Below are 20,757 nucleotides of genomic sequence, written 5' to 3'. Positions count from 1 at the left end.
AAAAATACACGCTTTGTCACGTGCAAGGATGCGCGGCCTTCACTGCCAGGCGCTGCAGCAGCTGATCGAGCTGTACAGGGCCAGCAAAAATTTCGCCATGCGCGATGTCTGGCGCGCCAACTATTTCGGCTACACTGGCTATCACTTTCCCTTTCAGACGCCTGATGATCGAAAAGAATCTGCCCGAGCTGGTCATGCTGAAACGCCTCATCGACGAGGGCGGCAGCCATCTGGAAGTTGCCGCGCCCTGCAGCATCGCCATGGATGGGCGCGCGTTTCCCGTGTATTCGATTGCCATGGGCAATCCCAGTCCCGACGTGCCCGTGCTGGGCTTTTTTGGTGGTATCCACGGCCTCGAACGCATCGGCACGCAAGTGCTCCTGTCCTTCCTGGAAAGCCTGATCGCACGCCTGCGCTGGGATGCCACCCTGCACCGGCAGCTCGATACCATGCGCCTGGTATTCATGCCGCTCGTCAATCCGGGCGGCATGTGGCAAGCCACGCGCTGCAATCCACGCGGCGTGGACCTGATGCGCAACGCGCCGCTGAGCGCGCGCGAAACAGTGCCGTTCATGCTCGGTGGCCAGCGCTACAGCGCCCGCCTGCCCTGGTATCGGGGCGCAGCTAGCGGGCCGATGGAGCTGGAAAGCCAGGCCCTGTGTGACCTCGTCGAACGCGAACTGCTGTCGCGCCAGTTCAGCATCGCCCTCGATTGCCATTCCGGTTTCGGCTTGCGCGACCGCATCTGGTTTCCCCACGCGCATACCAAGGTGCCGATCGAACACTTGGCCGAGATCGGCGCGCTGGAAGAACTGTTCAGCCAGAGCTACCCCAACCACAACTATGTGTTCGAGCCGCAAAGCCGGCAATACCGCACGCATGGCGACCTGTGGGACTATCTGTACCTGAACGGCACCAGCTACAGCGGGCGCGTGTTCCTGCCGCTGACGCTGGAAATGGGCTCGTGGCTGTGGGTCAAGAAAAACCCGCGCCAATTGTTCAACCGGGTCAGCATCTTCAACCCCACGGCCGCGCACCGCTTGCAGCGCGTGCTGCGGCGGCACCTGGTGTGGTTCGATTTCCTCATGCGCGCAGCCAGCAGCCACGGCCGCTGGATACCGGAAGGCTTGTTGCGCAAGGCGCAGCGCCGGCGTGCGCTGGCGCAATGGTACGAATCATGACGCCGCCCGCCTGGATTTTATTGCGCGGCCTGATGCGCGAACAGCGCCACTGGGGCGGTTTTCCTGCCCGGCTGGCGCAATCGCTGCCCGGCGCGGCCATCGTCACGCCCGACTTGCCCGGCAATGGCGAGCGGCACGCCATGGACAGCGCCACGCGGGTGGCCGAGATGGTGGAATTTTGCCGCCAGGATTTGTCCGAACGGGGTATCGCGCCGCCCTACCGCCTGCTGGCCCTGTCGCTGGGCGGTATGGTGGCGGTCGAATGGGCGCAGCGCTATCCGCAGGAAGTCGCGTTATGCGTGCTGATCAACACCAGCATGCGCCCGCACAGCCCGTTCTACCGTCGCCTGCGCTGGCAAAACTACGGCGCGCTGCTGCGCCAACTGCTGCTGGGCGACAAAAGTAGCCAGGAAGCGCTGATATTGCGCCTGACGAGCCGCAGGCATGCCCATGGCAATGCCGCGCTGCTGGCCGATTGGCTCAGTTTTCAGCAGCAATACCCGGTCAGCCGCCGCAACGCGCTGCGCCAGCTACTGTCGGCCGCCCGCTACCGCGCCCCGGACCGCCGCCCCGCCATGCCCGTGCTGATCCTGGCCGGCGCGCGCGACCGCCTGGTCGACCACCGCTGCTCGCAGCAACTGGCGCAGGCATGGGACGCCGCCTGCATGCTCCACCCCGACGCCGGCCACGACTTGCCGCTCGACGATGGCGATTGGGTGGCGGACACGCTGGTGCAATGGCTGGGGAAAATGGCCCCACAGCCAGGGGACATCGCGCCCGCTGCTGACAACAACTGAGCGTTGCGCCTTGTATGACTCATGCATCAGAAAAATCCGTGCCAAAAGACATGCATCACGGCTTTTTTCACGCAGGCGCGCCTTCTGCTGGGCGATAGGCTCTCAGCCAAGGATGGCGGCCAAGTCATTTTCTGACCTGGCCGTTTGTCCGATCAGAATGCCTTGCTTACGAGCAGCCAGGCACGCGCCGACGACTGCCGGGACAACAGCACAGGCACCGCGCCCACGCGGGTTGCCACGGAAGCACTCGCGCGCCACAGGTCGGGGCCGACCCAGCTCAGACCGACACCGGCGCCGGACAAGGTCGCACTGTTCACAGTCACGGCCCAAGGCTGGCGGTTGACCTTGACATAAGCATTGTCGATAAACACCTGTGCCTGCCATGATCCTGACAACAGCCGTCCCAACTCATGGCGTATTTCCACACTGGCGGCATAGCCGGTGTCGCCTGAAAGCGCACCGATGTCATAAGCACGGACAGTATAAGGGCCGCCAATGGCCATCTTTTCGGCGGAATCCAGATTGCGGTCTGCCCATTGCCCGGCAAAACTGAGATACAGCGAGTCGCGCGGCGTCAGTCCCTGCAAGCGGGCGAGATTGACATTCCACTTCGAGAATGTACCGCTCGAACGCGCGGTCGCGGCATCCGATGCGGCGGCGGCGGCATCGTCAAAACTGGTACGTCCGCTAGTCCAACTCAGCGATCCTGTGCTCATGCCGCCTGCCAGCAGGCTGTCGCGATAATCAGCGTTGATACTGGCTATCCAGTTACTGAGCTGCCGGTCTGTACGGATGCCGGTGAGATCGACGCGATCATGCAGCGTCTTGGCTTCATATTGCAGTTGGGCATAGAGGTTATATTGCCTGGTACGAATCAATGGATGTCTTACCCACAGGCTGCCGACTGCCGCAGTGCCATTCGCATCAAGGGCGCGGGCAGTGCTGCCGAGCTTGTAACGCAGTGCAGAATATGCGGTGCCGATCCGGGTCCCCTGACCGTTGAGCAGCGTGTCATATGCCGCCCGGAGATAATTCATGCCTTCGCCGGTGGTGGTCATGTTGGCGCTCAGTATGTCACCGGCATGGAATGGATTGACAATATTGATATTGCCGCTCAAGCGCGTGCGGCCGATATAGCGGTTACCGTAGTTATCGAGCGACAAGTTAGCCAGCGTCGCCGGAATGTACCGCGTCTCGATATCGATGTCGGACGTACCGGTGGTCGCTCCCGGTTTGAGTACCGCATTCACGCCCACGCCTGGCACGTCCGACAGCAACAGCAAAGCATTGTTGAGTTCGTCATCGACAATTAACTTTCCTGTAGCGAGCGGCTTCAGAAAGGCCTGGAGTAAATCATCGCTCACCTCGCTTTGATTCTTGAGCCGGACGTTGTCATAGTGCGCCTCGACGACTTGGATAATAACGACGCCGTCGGTAATCGACTGCACCGGAATGATGGCCCGTGTAATTGGAAATCCATGCGCTTGATAGTATGCGGTAATGCGCCCGGCGAGCTCTTCGAGTTGCGCCAGCGTCAGATCTTTACCTTCCTGATCGGCAATCAATGCATGCAGCGTTGCTGTAGCAAACGCAGTGTTGCCTGTGATACGCAATTTGCTCACGTGGAACGGCTGCGAAGGCGGCATGCCGACATCGATTTTCGGCTGCACCTCAAGGATCGGCGCCATCGGTTGCGCCGCCTTGGGAATTGGTGGTTGCAATTGTTGCAGAATCGATCCGGCGTTGGGCGGCACTTGCTGACCAGCGGCTTGGGCCTCCAGCGACGCAAGCAACAACGCAGCGAACAAGGGTTTCATCAGGAAAGGCTGTTTGGATAGGGTATTCATATATTCTTCACTCTTTGCTGCTGGTAGCAACGAGCGGCAATTGCATGCCGCCATTTTGAATTTTCAGTAGCGGCGCGGGCGTGCCAAATCCTGTTGCAGTATTGATTAACGGCAGGCCCATCGTCTCTTTCGAGCGCTCATTACTGTCGCTGTTGCTGCTGCCGGAGTCAGTCATCTGCTGCACCACCAGCGTCGTGGACAGGTTCAATACTTGCGATTGCGCCAAGGCTTGCGGCGGCAGCAAGAACGACTGCATTTGCGTCACGGCGCTTTGAACTTGCTGCGTCGGCGTGTCGGGCACAACGACAGGCCCTCCCGTGATACTGGCGATTGCCTGTGCTTGTCCGGTAACGATGTAATTGCCGATATCGGCACCGCCATAAGTGCTGCTCAGATTGACCGTCTTGCCAACACCAGCGGCGGCGTCGGAAAACTGGCCGGTCGACGCGAGTGTGATGTCATCCGAGCCAAACTTGCCTGCCAGCGTCGCATTGGCGGTGCTGACCGTGGCGGCAGTGCTACCGTCGAAAGCTTTATCGGCTGCAGTGATGCCACTGACCGTCAGCGCTGCACGGGCAATGCTCGCCGTCAGGCCGCTCGGTTGCGTCACCACGTAGTTGCCGGCATCGAGCCCAGCCAGGGTGTAGCCGCTCACGGTCACCGCCTTGTTGGCGCCGGCGTTCTTGTCCGCAAAGCTGCCCACGCCCGCCCCCGTGACCGACACGCTGTCGCTGCCCAGGGCCGCCACGGCGGCCGTGCCGCTCAGGGCCGCGCCGGTGGTGGCGTCATAGGTTTTATCGATGGCGGCGATGCCCGATACGGCCAGGCTGGCCTTGTTGATGGTTGCCGTCAGGCCGCTCGGTTGCGTCACCACGTAGTTGCCGGCATCGAGCCCGGCCAGGGTGTAGCCGCTCACGCTGACCGCCTTGTTGGCGCCGGCGTTCTTGTCCGCAAAGCTGCCCGTTCCGCTGCCGGCCAGCGTCACCGAGTCACCACCGACCAGGCCCGAGTACGCCAAGTTGGTGGTGTTGAGCGTGGCCGTGGTAGTGGCGTCATAAATTTTATCGAGCGCGCTGATGCCGGTCAGCGTGATGCCTTTGGCAGTGACCGTATAGCTGCTGCCGGCCACGCCAATCGCGTTGTAGTTGCTGGCCAGGCCGCCGTTGCTGCTGCTGCCCAGGCTCAGGCCCGTGGCGCTGGCAAGCGCCGCACCGCTTTGCACATTCTTGCTGCTCAAATTCGAGGCGCCGCCGGCGCCCGTAACGCTGAACTGCTGCCCGGCCACGCCGGTCGCCGTCAAGGTGCTGCCCGCCACCGACGTGGCGCCGTCGTAGGTTTTGCTGCCGGACACGATGACATCAGCCTTGTTGATGGTGGCGCTCACGCCGGCCGGCTGCACCACGTCGTAATTGCCGGCGTCAGCGCCAGTGAGCGTATAGCCCGTCACGCTGACCGCCTTGTTGCTGTTGGCATTGGCGTCGGCAAAGCTGCCGGTGCCGGTGCCCGCCACCGACACGATGTCGCTGCCCAGTGCGCTCACGCTGGCCGCGCCGCTCAGGGTCGCGCCCGTGGTGGCGTCATAAGTTTTATTGGCGGCCGCAATGCCCGACACCACCAGGCTGGCCTTGCTGATGCTGGCCGTCAGGTCGGTCGGCTGGATGACCACGTAATTGCCGGCGTCGGCGCCCGACAGCGTATAGCCGCTCACCATCACGGTCTTGTTGACACCGGCGTTCTTGTCCGCAAAGCTGCCCGTGCCGCTGCCTGCCAGCGACACCGAGTCACCGCCGACCAGGCCCGAGTAGCCAACGCTGGCGGTGTTGAGCGCAGCCGTGGTAGTGGCGTCGTAAATTTTATCGAGCGCGCTGATGCCGGTCAGCGTGATGCCTTTGGCAGTGACCGTATAGCTGCTGCCGGCCACGCCAATCGCATTGTAGTTGCTGGCCAGGGCGCCGTTGCTGCTGCTGCCCAGGCTCAGGCCCGTGGCGCTGGCAAGCGCCGCACCGTTTTGCACATTCTTGCTGCTCAAATTCGAGGCGTCGCCGGCGCCCGTAACGCTGAACTGCTGCCCGGCCACGCCGGTCGCCGTCAAGGTGCTGCCCGCCACCGACGTGGCGCCGTCGTAGGTTTTGCTGCCGGACACGATGACATCGGCCTTGTGGATGGTGGCGCTCACCGCGTGCACCACGTTGTAGTTACCGGCATCAGCGCCAGTGAGCGTATAGCCGGTCACGCTGACCACCTTGTTGCTGCCGGCATTGGCGTCGGCAAAGCTGCCGGCACCGGTGCCCGCCACCGACACGATGTCGCTGCCCAGTGCGCTCACGCTGGCCGCGCCGCTCAGGGTCGCGCCGGTGGTGGCGTCATAGGTCTTGTTGGCGGCGGCGATGCCCGACACCACCAGGCCGGCCTTGCTGACGCTGGCCGTCAGGTCCGATGGTTGCGTCACCACGTAATTGCCGGCGTCGGCGCCCGACAGCGTATAGCCGCTCACGGTCACGGTCTTGTTGACACCGACATTCTTCGTCGCAAAGCTGCCGGTGCCGCTGCCTGCCAGCGACACCGAGTCACCACCGACCAGGCCCGAGTAGCCAACGCTGGCGGTGTTGAGCGCAGCCGTGGTAGTGGCGTCGTAAATTTTATTGAGCGCGCTGATGCCGGTCAGCGTGATGCCTTTGGCAGTGACCGTATAGCTGCTGCCGGCCACGCCAATCGCGTTGTAGTTGCTGGCCAGGCCGCCGTTGCTGCTGCTGCCCAGGTTCAGGCCCGTGGCGCTGGCAAGCGCCGCACCGCTTTGCACGTTCTTGCTGCTCAAATTCGAGGCGTCGCCGGCGCCCGTAACGCTGAACTGCTGCCCGGCTACGCCGGTCGCCGTCAAGGTGCTACCCGCCACCGACGTGGCGCCATCATAGGTTTTGCTGCCGGACACGATGACATCGGCTTTGTGGATGGTGGCGCTCACCGCGTTTGGCTGCACCACGTTGTAGTTACCGGCGTCAGCGCCAGTAAGCGTATAGCCGGTCACGCTGACCACTTTGTTGCTGCCGGCATTGGCGTCGGCAAAGCTGCCGGCACCGGTGCCCACCACCGACACGATGTCGCTGCCCAGTGCGCTCACGCTGGCCGCGCCGCTCAGGGTCGCGCCCGTGGTGGCGTTATAGGTTTTGTTGGCGGCGGCGATACCCGACACCACCAGGCTGGCCTTGCTGATGCTGGCCGTCAGGCCCGATGGTTGCGTCACCACGTAATTGCCGGCGTCGGCGCCCGACAGCGTATAGCCGCTCACGGTCACGGCCTTGTTGACACCGGCGTTCTTGTCCGCAAAGCTGCCCGTGCCGCTGCCTGCCAGCGACACCGAGTCACCGCCGACCAGGCCCGAGTAGCCAACGCTGGCGGTGTTGAGCGCAGCCGTGATAGTGGCGTCGTAAATTTTATTGAGCGCGCTGATGCCGGTCAGCGTGATGCCTTTGGCAGTGACCGTATAGCTGCTGCCGGCCACGCCAATCGCATTGTAGTTGCTGGCCAGGCCGCCGTTGCTGCTGCTGCCCAGGTTCAGGCCCGTGGCGCTGGCAAGCGCCGCACCGCTTTGCACATTCTTGCTGCTCAAGTTCGAGGCGTCACCGGCCCCGGTGACGCTGAAGGTCTGGCCGGCTACGCCGGTCGCCGTCAGGGTGCTGCCCGCCACCGACGTGGCGCCATCGTAGGTTTTGCTGCCCGCCAAGGTCAGATCAGCCTTGTTGATGTTGGCAGTCAGGCCGCTCGGCTGGGAGATCACGTAGTTGCCTGCATCGGTGCCGCTCAGCGCATAGCCTGTGACAGTGACGGCCTTGCCAACGTCGGCATTGGCGTCGGCAAAGGTGGCGCTACCGGCACCAAGCGTGACGCTGTCGCCGTTGACGATACCGGCGGCGACACTGGCGCTGCCCGACAGTGTGGCCGTAGTGGTGCCATCATAGGTTTTGCTGTTGGCTGTCAGGCCGGTGAGGTTGATGGTTTTGGCCGTGATCGTGGCGGTCTTGCTGTCGAGACCGCTGATGAAGTATTTATTGCTGTTATAGCTGATGACGGTGGCGCCATCGCTGTTGATGGTGGTGGCAGCACCGGTGCCGGTCGCGGTCACGCCGGTGATGGTGACGGTTTTGTTGGCGCCGACATTCTTGTTGGCAAAGGTGGCCTGCGCACTGGCGGTATTGAGCGACAGTCCGCCCGGCAGTGCCAATGCGGGGTTCAACCCTGACACGGACGTCGTAGTGGAACCATCGTAAATCTTTGAGGCAGCCGAGCCGCTCACATTGATGGCCATATAGGCCGTCAGCCGGCTGGGGTCACTGAGCATGTAAAGGCTATAGTCCGTCGGAGTGTTATAGCTGCTCGGATTGTAATAGATGGAGATGGTGCTTGAACTATCGCTCAAGATGACAAAATTTTGAGAAGCATCGTCAAAATTGACCGTGCCTGTGCCCTTGGCAGTATTGTCTGCCTTCAGTACAACATTCCCGGCGCCGTTAGCCAAGATGAGCCCGCCAAGCGTCCCGCCGGAGGGATCGCCTGGATAAACCACATTATTCGTTAATTTGAAATGAATGTCGCGATAAGCGCTTAGCGTGAGCGTGTTGTTACCGGCTGTCCAATTAATGGGGGTACTGCCATTATTATAGTCCGTCGCGGCGCCAATCGCATCGAGTACGATGATATCGCCATTGCCGGACGTTCCAGTACACGGCGTGCCCGTGCAACTGGCCGAAGAACCTGTGGTCTTGATGGTCACGTTGCCGTTATTGAGCGCATTCGTCAGAACGCGCGTGTCGACATTGATGCCGACCGAATTGCCCCATATACTGCCATTGCCTATCTTAATATCATCGGGGTCGAGCAGCCAGTTTCCTGCCGCGCCATGGGGCGCCGACGTATTGACAGAAGCGCTGGCGCTGATATTGAGGCGCTTGCCCGACGTTTCCACCTGGCCGCCGCTGCCGGCAGTGCTGCCCCCACGCGCCGTGATGCTGCCGTCGAATTGCGTGACCTTGTCGGACCATACCGCGACATTGCCGCCATTGCCGGTGTTGATGGCATCGGCCTTGATCGCCGCGCCCGCCTGGACCGTGGTGGTGTGCGCATTCTGCTCGGGGCCGGCGCCGAGGAAATTGCCGCCGATCAGCGCCGTACCGCCGCCGCCAGCGCCCGACACATCAATCAAACTGCCTGCCGCCAGCGTGACCGTGCCACCGAGCACTTTCACGGTGCCGCCAGTGGCGCCGGCGGCGTCGAGCGTGCCGCTGTTGGTGGCCGTGCCCGCGCTGCCCGCACCGAGCACAATGGTGCCGCCGACTTGCTCGACACTGCGCGCCTGAATAATACCCGTGTTGTTGACCACGCTGGCCAGCACGGTATCCCTGGCGCCGGCCGACAGCCAGACCGCGCCGCCGTCGGCATTGATCAGACCACCATTTTCAGCCAGGTTGTTCAGCGTGCCCTGGTTCACTTGCAGCTGAACCAGGCTATCGCCGGAAAACGACAGCGTGACGTCGCTGCCCGCGCCCAGCGCCACCGTCCCCGCCCTGGCGTTGATCGTCCCCGAATTACTGACCTGGTTGCCGATGAAGGCAACATAACCGCCGTTGCCGGTATTGATGGCGCCCTGGTTGATGATGCTGCCGGTGCCGCTGCCCATGAATCGGCGCGTGGCGCCGCCCAGGCCGGCGTCGCCGGTGTCGAGCGTCGACGCCACCAGGGCGCCGACGTTGACTTGCGATCCGCTGCCAAACAGCACGCCATTCGGATTGATCAGATAAACCTGGCCGTTGGCGTTGAGCGCGCCGTAGAATTGGGTGGCGCTATTGCCGCCGATGCGGTTGACGGCAATGGCGCTGGCCGACGGCTGGACAAAATTGACCGTCTCGCCGCTGCTGGTATTGAACGACTGCCAGTTCAATGACAGGTTCTGGCTCGCTTGCGTCACCGTGGTGGTGGCGCCGTTCTGGTTGATGGTGCCGTTGCCGGCGGTAACCTGGCCGCCGGTCGGCCCCGCCATGGCCGAATGTGAGGCCGCCAGCAACACGCTGGCGATGAGGCGGCGATTGGCCGACTTGCCCTTGCCCCTGGCGCGTTCGTGGACGGCCACCCAGGTTTGGTGGACATGACTCCAGACGAGTCGATAGATTCTGTTCATGGAAGCATGCATGGTGATTTTCCCTGGTGATAGGCGAACTGCATCAGCAACGGCGGCGCCTATGTTTGATTTTATTTAACAGTAAATTTATTCAGATGCTCGGCTACGCGGCGGTCGAGCTCGGGTTTCCACTGCGGTGGCATCACTTGCTGCAGCAGTTGTTCAATACCTTCGATTTCAGCGATGTCCGCCGCCTTGCTGGTGCTGGCTTTGGCCGCGCGGCTCCACATGTAAATCTTGGCCAGGCTGTCCGGCGTCAGCGCGCCGGTGGCAGGGTCCGGCGCGCTGTTGCCATATAAAATGGCCACCGGCAAATAAGCGGGCGCATACCCGTCGGAGGCCGCGTGCTCGAGCCAGAACAAGGCCAGGGCCAGGTTGGCGGCGCCGCCCTCGCCCTGTCCCAGCATCACGCCGAGGCGGTATTGGGCCACCACCAAACGGTGTTCCGCCGCCTGCTGATACCAGTAGCGCGCAGCCGCGAGGTCTTGCGGCACATCCTGATCGTCTTTGTAATAGTCGGCAAGACGCAACATGGCCGGCGCCGAGCCGGCCTGCGCCGCTTGCGCACACAGAGCCAGGCCGCGCGCGACATCCTTGTCGACGACCTGGCCACGAATATACAGTTCCCCGGCGGAGCAGTTCGCATACGCGATGCCTGATTGCGCCGCCTTCTGATACCACGCCACGGCAGCCTTGCCATCGGCGGCACGCCCGGTGCCGGCGGCCAGGCAATCGCCGAAAAACTGTTGCGCCGCCGGGGTCTTGCCTTGCGCCGCCTTGCCGAACCAGGCACAGGCTGCGACAGCATCGCGTGGGCGTCCCCAGCCCTCGCGTTCGATCAGTCCCAGGTTAAATTGCGCCAAAGGATTGCCGGCGGCAACGCGCGCATACTCCTTGTACGCCAGCCCATAATCGTGCGCTGCCAAGGCCTTGTTGGCGCGCGTCAACTCGGCAGAAAGGTCGCGCGCAGCGGCGCCCGCGTTCAGCGTGACCGCAAACAGCGCGGCAGTGATCATTGCATCAACATTACGCAAAGCAGCATCCCAGCTAAAATCGTTATTGGTGGCCTGCTCTGCCACTGCAGCATCTCCAGTGACGGACGCAGGCACCGTCCCGGCTGGCAATGAGGCGCTGCTGGCGCGCCTCGTTGCCGACCAGCACAGCATCAGCATTACTTAGTCTTAGTCGCGGCTCGGATACAGGGCATTTTGCGCCGCGATATAATACGTCAGTGCGATATACGGCGGCCTGATATCAATCGGCGCACCCGCCCCGACGACATTGGTGTTGCCGCTGGCGGTCGCAGTGCCGCCCAAGATTCCTGCCGCGACTGCGCCGCCTGGCACGCTAGCGGTTGCGGTACTGGAAGGCAGCGTTACCGACACCTTGCCGCCGCTGATGGCACCGGCATTGAGCGTGGCATCTGGCGTCGCGCTGGAATAGACGTTAACGAGAGGGCTGGTGCTCTTGCCGAGATAGTTGCCGGATGGCGAAGTGACACCGCCCGAACCACCGACCACGTTCAGTTTCAAGTCCGACACCGTGCCGGTGGCGACGCTGCTGGCGATATTGACCGTGCCACTCAGCGTAGGCAATACCGTGGAAACGGTCACCGCACTCAGGGCAACCGGAAGCGCGGTCACGGTGAACAAATGCGGCGGCAACTGGGCTGTCATCAGGGTGATGGCACTTTTCCCGCCTTTATCGCCCGTGTTGTAATTGACGCCGTCGGCAGCGATCACGAACCTGCCGCGCAGGTCGGGCAGTTTGAAGGTCACATTATTAGTTTGGCCGTAAGCGGTACCGATCAGGGAGTACAGCGCCGTATAGTTATTGATCGATAAATCCTGCCCGGCAGCGAGCACATACTGGCGATTAAAAGGACCGAACGTGTACGGCACGGCCATGACGCAAATACTCGCCAGCACCGGCGTATCGGAGCAGGCGAAACTGGCGGGACTCCAGGCCGCCGCAAGCACACCTGCGAACAGCGCGACGTTAGAAACACGATTCCTGACGAATGATTTCAACTTAATCTCCTTGGTATGACCTATAACAGGTTATTATAGCCAATTTAATAACTTTTTACACGCGAAATATTTGAGAAAGCAGTCAATTAACTGCTGCCAATAATAATTTAGAATCCACGGTCGTGCCTAAATATTTTTTGTCACTCATTACATTAAAACATCATTTCCGAGAAGTCTGCCTGCATAAACTTGAAAAAGCGCTGCGTATCGGAGCATTATCATGTGTTCAATTCATCATCGCGCCGGTCGACCGCCCGAACCGATAAACACATCTGGTGACAAGCAAGTCCTGGCGCTGCCCCGCTCGCGTCATTTGCCTCTATTCTGTTGAAACCTGCGAAAACGCGTGAATATGCTTACGGCTTCATTTATAACAACGCGCTGGAACGTGCCCACATGCGCAGGAATGGAACCCTCATTACAACTGGCACCGGCCGCATCAGGGCATTGCTGGCAAGGCACCGAGGTCACGACTCAGATCGAGTCCGTATAAGCTCTTGCAACTTCACATCTAGCTGTACCAGCAAATGCTGGAACGCGGGCACGTCGAATCCCGCGCGCCATACCAGCAAGGTGTCGGCTTGCCCAACCGAAAGTGTTTTCAGGGTGGCAGGCGCGTCCGACAGCGCCAGCACGCTGGCCGGCAACAAGGTCACGCACGCGCCGGCCGCCACGCAGGCGATCATGGCGTGATACGAACTGAGCTCCTGCACCCGCCACTGCGTGCTGCCGGCCATGCCCAGCACCTCTTCGGCGATGCTGCGGTAGGTGCAGCCCTGCGGAAACGCCGCCAGCGAGCGCGTGCGCACGTCCACAGCGCGGCGCACCGGCCCTTCGCTGGCTGGCAGCAGCAAACATAATTCCTCACGCCACACGGATGCCGATGCCAGGCCAAGTTCACCCAGCGCGGCCGCGCCGCCGAAGGCTGGCGGCAAGGCCACGAAGGCGCAATCGAGTAAACCCGTGCGCACTTGCTCGATCAGGGGGCGCGACGGCCCCGTGCTCAGCGCCAGGCGCGTCGCCGGATACCGGGCGTGATATGCGGCCAGCAGCGCCGGCAAGCGGCTGGCCGCCGTGCTTTCCATGCTGCCGACGCGCAAGGTGCCGCCCTCTCGCCCGCCCGTGACGACATGCCTGGCCTCTTCCGCCAGTGCCAGCAGACGCTGCGCGTACTCGAGAAAGCGCTCGCCCGCCGCCGTCAGTGCCATGCGTTTATTGGTGCGCACGAACAGCTGCGCGCCCATATCGGCTTCCAGCTGCTGGATGCGCGTGGTGACGCTGGACGGCGCGCGGCCCAGCCGCGCTGCGGCCTGGGTGACGCTCAACTCACTGGCCACGGCACAAAAAATCGTCAATGACTCCATTTCCATCATGTTCTTTCTTTCGGAATGATTATGCTATTATATTCTTAGAATAAGAATTGAATGCGGCATCCTCAACTTGATGAAGGAAACATCATGACCACGTCCCAGCACTTCCTCGACCGCCTCGGCTTGCAATTGCCCATCATCCAGGCGCCGATGGCGGGCGTCTCCACGCCGCGCCTGGCCGCCGCCGTCTCGCATGCGGGCGGCCTGGGGTCTCTGGGCATCGGCGCCGGCAGCGTGGCGCAGGCGCGCCAGATGATCATGGATACGCGCGCGCTGACGAATAAGCCCTTCAATGTGAATGTGTTTTGCCATGCGCCGGCGGTGAGGGATGCGCGGCGCGAAGCGGCCTGGCTGGCGCATCTGGCGCCCCTGTTTGTGGAGCTGGGCGCACCCGTGCCAACGCAACTCGATGAAATCTATCCAACGTTTGTCGGCGATGAAGCGGGATTCGCCCTGTTGCTGGAGCAGCGCCCCGCCGTCGTCAGCTTTCATTTCGGCTTGCCTGCGACGGAGAAAATCGCCGCCCTGCGCCAGGCCGGCATCTACACCATGGCCACGGCCACCAGCGTGCGCGAGGCGATGCTGATCGAACAGGCGGGGGTCGACGCCATCGTGGCGCAAGGCGTGGAGGCGGGCGGGCATCGCGGCGTCTTCGATCCGCAAGCGCCGGACGAGCGCCACAGCACCAGCGTACTGCTGCGCCTGCTGGCAGGCCGCACCACGCTACCCCTGATCGCCGCGGGCGGCATCATGGATGGACGAGGCATCCGCGCCGCGCTGGACCTGGGCGCCGTGGCCGCCCAGCTGGGCACGGCGTTCGTGCTGTGCCCGGAATCGTCGGCCAATGCCAGCTACCGCGCCAACCTGCGCAGCGCGCGGGCAGCATCCACGCGCCTGACGAGCGTGCTCTCGGGCCGCCTGGCACGCGGCATGGTGAACCGCCTGATCGAGCATGGCGCAGCGCCGGGCAGCCCGCCGCCAGCCGATTACCCCGTCGCCTACGATGCTGCAAAACAATTGAACGCGGCAGCTAGCCAGCACGGCGACAGCGAATTTGCCGCCCAATGGGCCGGCCAGGGCGCCCCGCTGGCGCGGGAAATGGGGGCGCAGGAACTGGTGTTGACCTTGGCCAGGGAAATGGCGGCTTGATTTCAGCATGCCGGCCAGAGAGATATCTGGCTCGACGCTGCGGGCGCAGTGTACTCAGGTGGCTGCCTTCAATTGCATGCCGGGCGCATCTTCCGGCCGCGAGGAAAATCCCAGTTTTTCATAGAATATCGACTTGCCTTTGGCGCTGAAAAGCTGAACATCTGCAATGCCAGCGTCGCGATAACCGTCAAGAATGGAACTGAGTAAAGCCGCACCGATTCCCCGATGCTGAAATTCGGGGTGAACAATCATCTCGGTGACAAACGCGTGCAAGCGGCCATCCGAAATGACACGCACAAAACCAACAAGTTGGCCGCCCAAATAAGCGGATCGCGAACACCAGGAGCCGACAAGTGCATCTTGATAGAACGCAGTCCCGCGTGATACCGGCCCCCAGCCAGTCGTGTCGTACAGTGCCTTGAACGCCTCGGCGCATGGCTGATCGGATGTGTAGTTGATATTTGTCCAGCCACGTTTCGACCAACATGGGCCACTTCGTGATTGGAAGCTGCGTAGGACGGAGCCCAAACGCGTGCCCTCCCTCAGCGAACAAATGCATCTCCACGGGTACATTTGCATTCTTCAGGGCCGCATAATAGAGAAGAGAAAACTCTACCGGGTCTACCGGATCGTCTTGCGCATGCAGCAGGAAAGTGGGAGGTGTTTGACTGGTCACTTCAATGCTTGGGTTCAACTTTGAAAGGTCATTTTTATAGTTGACCGACATGATGGCGAACGAGGCCCAACGTTCTCTGTGCATCTTGCAACGCCGTATGCGTCTTGGGAATGACACGGACATTACGGATTTTATCCCAGTGGGGACCTGATCCGGGGACACGATACTTCAACAGCACGCCCGTAACACCAATCGATGTCAGCCAGTCACAAACTTCCGTTCCTTCCAGGTCGATGACCAGCGCCGAATAGCCTCCGCCGGGAAAAACGATAACGGCAGCGCCCGTGCTCCTTCCCTGTGGCGAGTAAATTGTCATCGTAGGCCGCGTAACGTTGTCCAGTTCCAGCCAGGGCCGTCCTGCGATGAGCCGATCTTCCCGTAACGTCACCTCGTCTTCCGGTCCAGCGGCTGATTTCGCGTCAGGTATCGCGCCAGGCCAGATCGGCAATTGCTGCTGTCCGCTGGCAGGCTGCCATGCAGCAGCGTGCACATTCGTACAAGCAAGCACCGCAATAGTACTGAGAAGATATTTCACAGAATTTCATTCCAGACATGGTGAGCCGACAAAATTTGATGCCGAAATCAGAGTCAGTCATTCAATCTGACTGACTGCTTCTGCGCGCTTGCCGTCGTTGACAACCTCAGCCTTCAAGGCGGAATGGCTGCCATTGCCTGTGTGGCGCGCACGAAATCCATCATCCAGTTCGTTTCCCATGTTCTTCCTTGGTCCTTGGAAAAAGCCTGATCCCAGCGGTAATGCCGTTCAGTTAGTGTGTTAGTGGTGCTATTTTTAGCCCAAGAACCAGGACAGGGGTCGGACCCTGAGGGTCCGACCCCAGCTCTTTGCCTCTGGGGTTAGCGAATTTACTGGCGCTCATAAATCACGCCAAAACCCTTAACTGAACGGCATTAGATCCCAGCGGGGATTTTACCCAAGTGTGGCAGTGCAGGTAAAGCGTACTTTGATTGCCTGGCCATCGAGTAGGTCATCTGCAAAAAATACGCCGATGTGATTGGAGAATTTTCCAACGACAGGGACATCGAGCGTCGTCGGATTGCGTGCATCGAGCCACCAGATCGACCAGGCGCCGGATTTCACACAAAACGAGCGCAGGGCAAGGGCCCGGAAGCTACCTTCCGGGAAGTAGAGAACGTTGTCCTCCAGGTTTCCAAAGCCACCCAGTGTCTTGACGGTCGAAGAGAGCCCGTCAAACTCCGTCCATTGCTTGCAATTGGTGAATCTGGAATTGAGCCGGCGATGTGTCACCAGCCAATCGCCGATGATGAAATCAAAATTTGTCACATCCGTGAAAATGTCCGCTACTGGCCGCCTGCCGCCAACATCTGCAATCGCCCCATTAAGGCAACCTGTGCCGCAAAGTCGGCTCGATATTGCGCGCATGCAGCCAGCGCACGATGTCTTCCAGCGTGGCGTCCTGCAGCAGCAAGCCCGGCGCACTGGCGGACGTTGCCACTGGCAATGCGGCGACGACGGGAGCGGGCACGACGACAGCCAGCCCCGCATGTCCCTGCAATTTCGCCAGCGCCTGCGCGAACTGGGTCGGGTTGATGCTGCGCAAGCTTTCCAGGAAGCCCAGCTGGGCGGCTGGCGGCGGCGGCATGTCCAGGCCCGGTTCGTCGACGAAGGCGGCGCCCATGCTGGGGTGGATGAAGGCGGCCCACTTGCCCGACGGCTGCAAACATGGCGGCAGCGCCACCTGCTCCACGTCGTCTGGCGGCGCGGTGGCGAGGATGTCGGTCGAGGCAGGTAAAAAGGTCGAGCGCAGCAACTGCACGAACTGGCGCGCCTGGGCGACGGGCACGGGCGCGGCCAGCGACAGCCACAGCTGGAACGCCGTACCCGAGATGCTGACGGCGGGCGCCGGCAAGTCCAGCTCATGCTGCACGGCATTGGCGATCGTGCACAGCGCGCTCCAGTGCGCTTCGCCGCCGCCCTTGCCGCCAAACTCCAGCACCAGCGCGCGCGTCAGGCCGCTACTGGTCACGAGTTGTACGGCCACCGTCTGTTCGCCCGACAGATGGCGCGCCAGCAGGGCCGGCATCAAAGGCTGCGCGCCGCCCTGCGCATCGACATAGTGCTGCTGTTCCTCGAACAGGTACAGGCGGGTGAGTTCGGAAATCAGTTTATGCATGGGCGGCCTCGTAATGACGTTGAGCAACACTTGCCAACGTGCCCAGATTATAGCCGCCCCGCCCCAAGCGCAGCGTCCCGCCCGGCACCAAACACCAGCGCGCTGGCCACGGCGAACAGGCAGGCGGCTATGCCGCCATACAGCATCACGGCCCCAAATCCCTGTGCCAGCGCCAGCTTCGCCACGCCGGCCAGCAGCGCGCCGGCACCCTTGCCTGCCGACAAGCCTTCCGCCATGGCGTGCAGCGCCGCCGCATCCTCCATCCCGGCAGGCACATGCTGGCGCAAGGCGGACTGGATGCCTGCAACGAGAATAAAGCCCAGCAGCGCGATATTGATGGAAAGGCTGACCATGCGCGCACTGATGTCGATGCTGGACGCCATGCCGGCCCGTTCGCCGGGCACGGCGCCCGTCGTCGTGTTGGTGACGGACGTGTTGGTCAGCCCGAGGCCCGTGCCCGCCAGCAGGCAGCCGGGCAAGATCGTCAGCCAGCTGGCGCCCTTCAGCTTGACCATATGCGCTCCCGCCCGCAGCAGCTGAACGGCATGTCGGTCGCCAGGCTGGCCGGGTGGCAGGCGATGTCGGCGACGCTGACGGGCAAGGTCGTGCCCTGCCCTTGCACCACATTGCCAAGCGCGGCGCCGACCAGCAGCTTTTCCACGCCACAGGTATTCATCAGGGTGGCGAAACGGGCGTCATAGCAAACAGGCGAGACGCTGGACGAGCACCGTCGGCGCAGCGCCTAGCGGAAATCACCTTGCCCCCGCAACCGTGCACGCTGTGCGAAAATGCCCGCCTTTGCCATTGCCGGACTTTACGCATGCCGCACGCTGCCATTGCTACCCTTTCCGAGCGCGACGCGCGCCGCATCGCGCGCCATGCGCCGGCGGCCGACGCCGCCCGCTTTTTGCATCCGGCGCAGCAAGCCTTGCTGCACCGGCGCGGCTGGCTGACGATGCTGGCGCCGCGCAGCGCGGGCGGCACCGAGCTGCCCCTGCCGCAAGTGGTGCGCCTGGAAGAAGCCGTGGCCGCCGTCGACGGCAGCATGGGCTGGGTACTGACCCTGTGCGCGGGCGCGGGCTGGTTCGCGGGGTTCTTGGAACCTGAGCTGGCGCAGGCCATTATCGGCACGCCGCGCGTTTGCCTCGGTGGCAGCGGCGCGGCCACCGGTTTTGCCGAGGAAGAAGGCGACGGCTACCGCATCACAGGTAGCTGGGACTACGCCAGCGGCGCGCCCATGGCGACCCACTTTACCCTGAACGCCCGCCTGCAGCGCGATGGCCAGCCCCTGCTCGATGCGCAAGGCCAGCCGCGCATCCGCGCCTTCCTCGTGCCCGCCGCGCTGGTGCAGCTGGTGCCCTCATGGAACAGCCTGGGCATGCGCGCCAGCGCCTCGCACAGCTACCGCATCGACGCAGAATGGCTTGCCAAGGAACACGGTTTCACCATCGATGCGACCACCGCGACGGCCGACGGCCCGCTGTACCGCTACCCATTCTATTCACTGGCCTACGTGACCCTGGCCGCCAACGTGGCCGGCATGGCCGGGCATTTCATGCAACTGGCCGAGGAATGCATGCGCCACCGCCGTCATGCGCGGGCCGGCTTGCCGCTGCTGGAGGTGCCGGAAGTGGCCGCCATGCTGCAAGGCAAGAAAGACACCTGCGCCGCCGCGCGCGCGCGTTTTTACGCCGTGCTCGATGACAGCTGGGCAACGGTGGCAGGCGGCGCGGTGCTGGACGACAACACCATGCAAGCCGTGCAGGCCGCTTCGCTGGCCCTGGTGGCCGCCGCGCGCTCAGCCGTCGATGGCGCGTATCCGTACTGCGGCCTGTACGCGGCCCGCGAAGACAGCAGCATCAACCGCGTGTGGCGCGATTTTCACACGGCCAGCCAGCATGCATTGCTGCTGCCCTGACAGGCGCATGACTGAAAAGGCCGCCGGACGCCATGCGGGCCGGATTGCCTGATACTATGAGGCATTGCAATTTCGCGGCCCCTACCCATGCACGTCAACACGCTCAGCAGCCTGGCACAACTCCTGGCCAGTGCCGAAACGGAAACCCTGGCGTTTCCCACCAGCATCAACACGGCCCTGCTGCTGCAAAAGGAACTGGCCAATCCCGATTGCCACTCGTCCGACATCAGCCGTCTGCTGCTGTGCGAACCGACCTTGTCGGCGCGCGCCGTGGCGCTGGCCAATTCGGCCCTGTTCGCGCCCGGCCAGGCGAGCGCCATCACCAGCGTGCGCGCCGCCGTCAAGCGGCTGGGGCACCGCAACCTGTATGCGCTGGCGACGGCGGCCGTCATCCGCCAGCTGAACGCGGGCATCCGCGACGAAGCCTTGCGCGCCCGCGCCGCCCAGCTGTGGGCACACACCGTGCACGTGGCGGCGCTGGCGCATGCGCTGGCCGGCGCCGTCACGCATACGGATGCCGATACGGCCCTGTTCGCCGGCATCGTGCATGAAGTGGCCGGCTTTTATTTGCTGGCCCAGGCCGACAAGACCCCGGGCCTGTACGCCCACCTGGAAACGCAGATGGCGTCCGCCCTGGAAGTGATCGGCCGCTCGCTGATGCGCCAGCTGGGCGTGCCGCTGTCGGTGGCCGATGCCGTCAACGCCTTGCCCGGCTCGACCATCATGCTGCCGCCCGAGGGCTTGCGCGACACCCTGCTGCTGGCCAAGGCGCTGGCGCCCGTGCCTTCGCCGCTGCCGCAGGCCAGCGTCACCGTCAGCGCGTCGCTGCAAGCCTACCTGGAGCACGATCCCGTGCTGCAAGTGCTGCGCACGCAGCCGTCAGCCGAAGCGCAGAGCCTAATCAAGGTCCTGCTCAGCTAAACCACGATCTGCTATGATCATGTCGGCCGGGATGGGCCCGGCTTGCTCTCATGCGGTTGCTATTGCGATATTAGTACACTGGAGAACTGCCTTGACTACCTCCTTACGCATGCTCGGCCTGGCCGCAGCGCTGAGCTTAGCTTGCAATGCCAACGCCGACAGCGTCGTTTCCTCGGCCTCCAGCGCCGGTTCCCAGTCGAGCGGCAGCATTTCCGATTCGCTCAACGGTTCGAGCAACAGCTCCTCGCGCGACAACAAGGTGGCCAATGGCCCTTACCGCATCATCGACGTGGCCGCCCTGCCGGGCCGCGACGGCATGACGCGTTTGACCATGCAAGCCGACGCCACGGCATCGCCGCTGGTGCTGGACTTGCCCCAGGCGGCGCTCGACAAGCAGCAGTTGGCGCAGGGCGACGTGGTGCATGCGCAAAACCGCGCCTACGGCATCGAATTTTCGCGCAACGACACGCGAGCCGCCTTCTTCCTGGTGCTGGCCGACGACTGGTATGGCGAAATGGCCACGCGTCCCGTCAGCCTTTGATTCCA

The 20,757-nt window shown here is 62.7% G+C and carries 16 protein-coding genes and 2 pseudogenes; 6 read left to right on the top strand and 12 right to left on the bottom strand.

Annotated features, from left to right (window positions below; translation table 11 throughout):
* The first annotated feature begins 164 nt into the window (after positions 1–164).
* Entirely contained in the window at positions 165–1,181 is a 1,017-nt protein-coding gene (locus ACQ4V8_RS11695; protein WP_070347072.1) for a M14 family zinc carboxypeptidase, read from the top strand.
* Positions 1,178–1,978 (top strand): alpha/beta fold hydrolase, encoded by an 801-nt coding sequence (locus ACQ4V8_RS11690; RefSeq protein ID WP_010398673.1) that lies wholly within the window; start codon positions 1,178–1,180, stop codon positions 1,976–1,978. The genes ACQ4V8_RS11695 and ACQ4V8_RS11690 overlap by 4 nt, the downstream gene beginning before the upstream one ends.
* Before the next feature lie 152 nt (positions 1,979–2,130).
* Here the strand turns inward: ACQ4V8_RS11690 and ACQ4V8_RS11685 are convergent, their stop codons facing one another.
* The 5 genes from ACQ4V8_RS11685 to ACQ4V8_RS11665 form a co-directional block, all read right to left on the bottom strand.
* Positions 2,131–3,825 carry a ShlB/FhaC/HecB family hemolysin secretion/activation protein gene (locus ACQ4V8_RS11685; RefSeq protein WP_436571502.1) on the bottom strand — a complete coding sequence of 565 codons (1,695 nt, stop codon included), beginning with the start codon at positions 3,823–3,825 and terminating at the stop codon, positions 2,131–2,133.
* A gap of 7 nt (positions 3,826–3,832) precedes the next feature.
* On the bottom strand, positions 3,833–9,994 hold the full coding sequence (locus ACQ4V8_RS11680; protein WP_436571501.1) for a YDG domain-containing protein: 6,162 nt from the start codon (positions 9,992–9,994) through the stop codon (positions 3,833–3,835).
* Positions 9,995–10,065: 71 nt separating this feature from the next.
* Positions 10,066–11,010 (bottom strand): tetratricopeptide repeat protein, encoded by a 945-nt coding sequence (locus ACQ4V8_RS11675; RefSeq protein ID WP_280720958.1) that lies wholly within the window; start codon positions 11,008–11,010, stop codon positions 10,066–10,068.
* A gap of 165 nt (positions 11,011–11,175) precedes the next feature.
* Positions 11,176–12,024, bottom strand: coding sequence for a phage tail protein (locus tag ACQ4V8_RS11670; RefSeq protein WP_029496450.1), 849 nt, complete (start codon positions 12,022–12,024; stop codon positions 11,176–11,178).
* 467 nt (positions 12,025–12,491) lie between these two features.
* Positions 12,492–13,394, bottom strand: coding sequence for a LysR family transcriptional regulator (locus tag ACQ4V8_RS11665; protein ID WP_436571567.1), 903 nt, complete (start codon positions 13,392–13,394; stop codon positions 12,492–12,494).
* Between the two features lie 87 nt (positions 13,395–13,481).
* On the opposite strand from ACQ4V8_RS11665, the gene ACQ4V8_RS11660 reads away from it, so the two are divergent.
* Entirely contained in the window at positions 13,482–14,543 is a 1,062-nt protein-coding gene (locus ACQ4V8_RS11660; RefSeq protein ID WP_436571500.1) for an NAD(P)H-dependent flavin oxidoreductase, read from the top strand.
* A gap of 54 nt (positions 14,544–14,597) precedes the next feature.
* Here ACQ4V8_RS11660 and ACQ4V8_RS11655 read toward each other — a convergent pair whose 3' ends face one another.
* From ACQ4V8_RS11655 to ACQ4V8_RS11625, 7 genes and pseudogenes are all read right to left on the bottom strand, one after another.
* Positions 14,598–15,116 (bottom strand): GNAT family N-acetyltransferase, encoded by a 519-nt coding sequence (locus ACQ4V8_RS11655; protein ID WP_436571499.1) that lies wholly within the window; start codon positions 15,114–15,116, stop codon positions 14,598–14,600.
* Between the two features lie 10 nt (positions 15,117–15,126).
* A pseudogene (locus ACQ4V8_RS11650) lies at positions 15,127–15,270 on the bottom strand (xylanase); the annotation flags it as partial.
* Entirely contained in the window at positions 15,254–15,754 is a 501-nt protein-coding gene (locus ACQ4V8_RS11645) for an alpha/beta hydrolase (RefSeq protein ID WP_436571498.1), read from the bottom strand. The pseudogene ACQ4V8_RS11650 and the gene ACQ4V8_RS11645, both read right to left, overlap by 17 nt.
* A gap of 57 nt (positions 15,755–15,811) precedes the next feature.
* Positions 15,812–15,934 carry a hypothetical protein gene (locus ACQ4V8_RS11640; RefSeq protein ID WP_261981103.1) on the bottom strand — a complete coding sequence of 41 codons (123 nt, stop codon included), beginning with the start codon at positions 15,932–15,934 and terminating at the stop codon, positions 15,812–15,814.
* Between the two features lie 213 nt (positions 15,935–16,147).
* Positions 16,148–16,522 (bottom strand): DUF1579 domain-containing protein, encoded by a 375-nt coding sequence (locus tag ACQ4V8_RS11635; RefSeq protein WP_436571497.1) that lies wholly within the window; start codon positions 16,520–16,522, stop codon positions 16,148–16,150.
* Positions 16,523–16,577: 55 nt separating this feature from the next.
* Positions 16,578–17,372, bottom strand: coding sequence for a TOTE conflict system archaeo-eukaryotic primase domain-containing protein (locus ACQ4V8_RS11630; protein ID WP_436571496.1), 795 nt, complete (start codon positions 17,370–17,372; stop codon positions 16,578–16,580).
* A gap of 485 nt (positions 17,373–17,857) precedes the next feature.
* Positions 17,858–18,075: pseudogene (locus ACQ4V8_RS11625) on the bottom strand (3-methyl-2-oxobutanoate hydroxymethyltransferase); the annotation flags it as partial.
* Positions 18,076–18,192: 117 nt separating this feature from the next.
* On the opposite strand from ACQ4V8_RS11625, the gene ACQ4V8_RS11620 reads away from it, so the two are divergent.
* The 3 genes from ACQ4V8_RS11620 (at position 18,193) to ACQ4V8_RS11610 (ending at position 20,752) form a co-directional block, all read left to right on the top strand.
* The gene (locus ACQ4V8_RS11620; protein ID WP_010398705.1) at positions 18,193–19,290 is read left to right on the top strand and encodes an acyl-CoA dehydrogenase family protein; all 1,098 of its coding nucleotides are present in this window, start codon (positions 18,193–18,195) and stop codon (positions 19,288–19,290) included.
* A gap of 87 nt (positions 19,291–19,377) precedes the next feature.
* Complete coding sequence (locus tag ACQ4V8_RS11615) at positions 19,378–20,211, top strand: HDOD domain-containing protein (RefSeq protein WP_436571495.1); 834 nt, start codon at positions 19,378–19,380, stop codon at positions 20,209–20,211.
* A 109-nt stretch (positions 20,212–20,320) separates the two neighbouring features.
* Entirely contained in the window at positions 20,321–20,752 is a 432-nt protein-coding gene (locus ACQ4V8_RS11610) for a hypothetical protein (RefSeq protein WP_070347081.1), read from the top strand.
* Positions 20,753–20,757 lie beyond the last annotated feature (5 nt).

The organism is Janthinobacterium paucivorans, from assembly GCF_051380805.1.
Classification (GTDB): domain Bacteria; phylum Pseudomonadota; class Gammaproteobacteria; order Burkholderiales; family Burkholderiaceae_D; genus Janthinobacterium; species Janthinobacterium lividum_D.
Note: the sequence above shows the minus strand (reverse complement) of the source record. Positions and strands in the feature narration are given on the sequence as shown.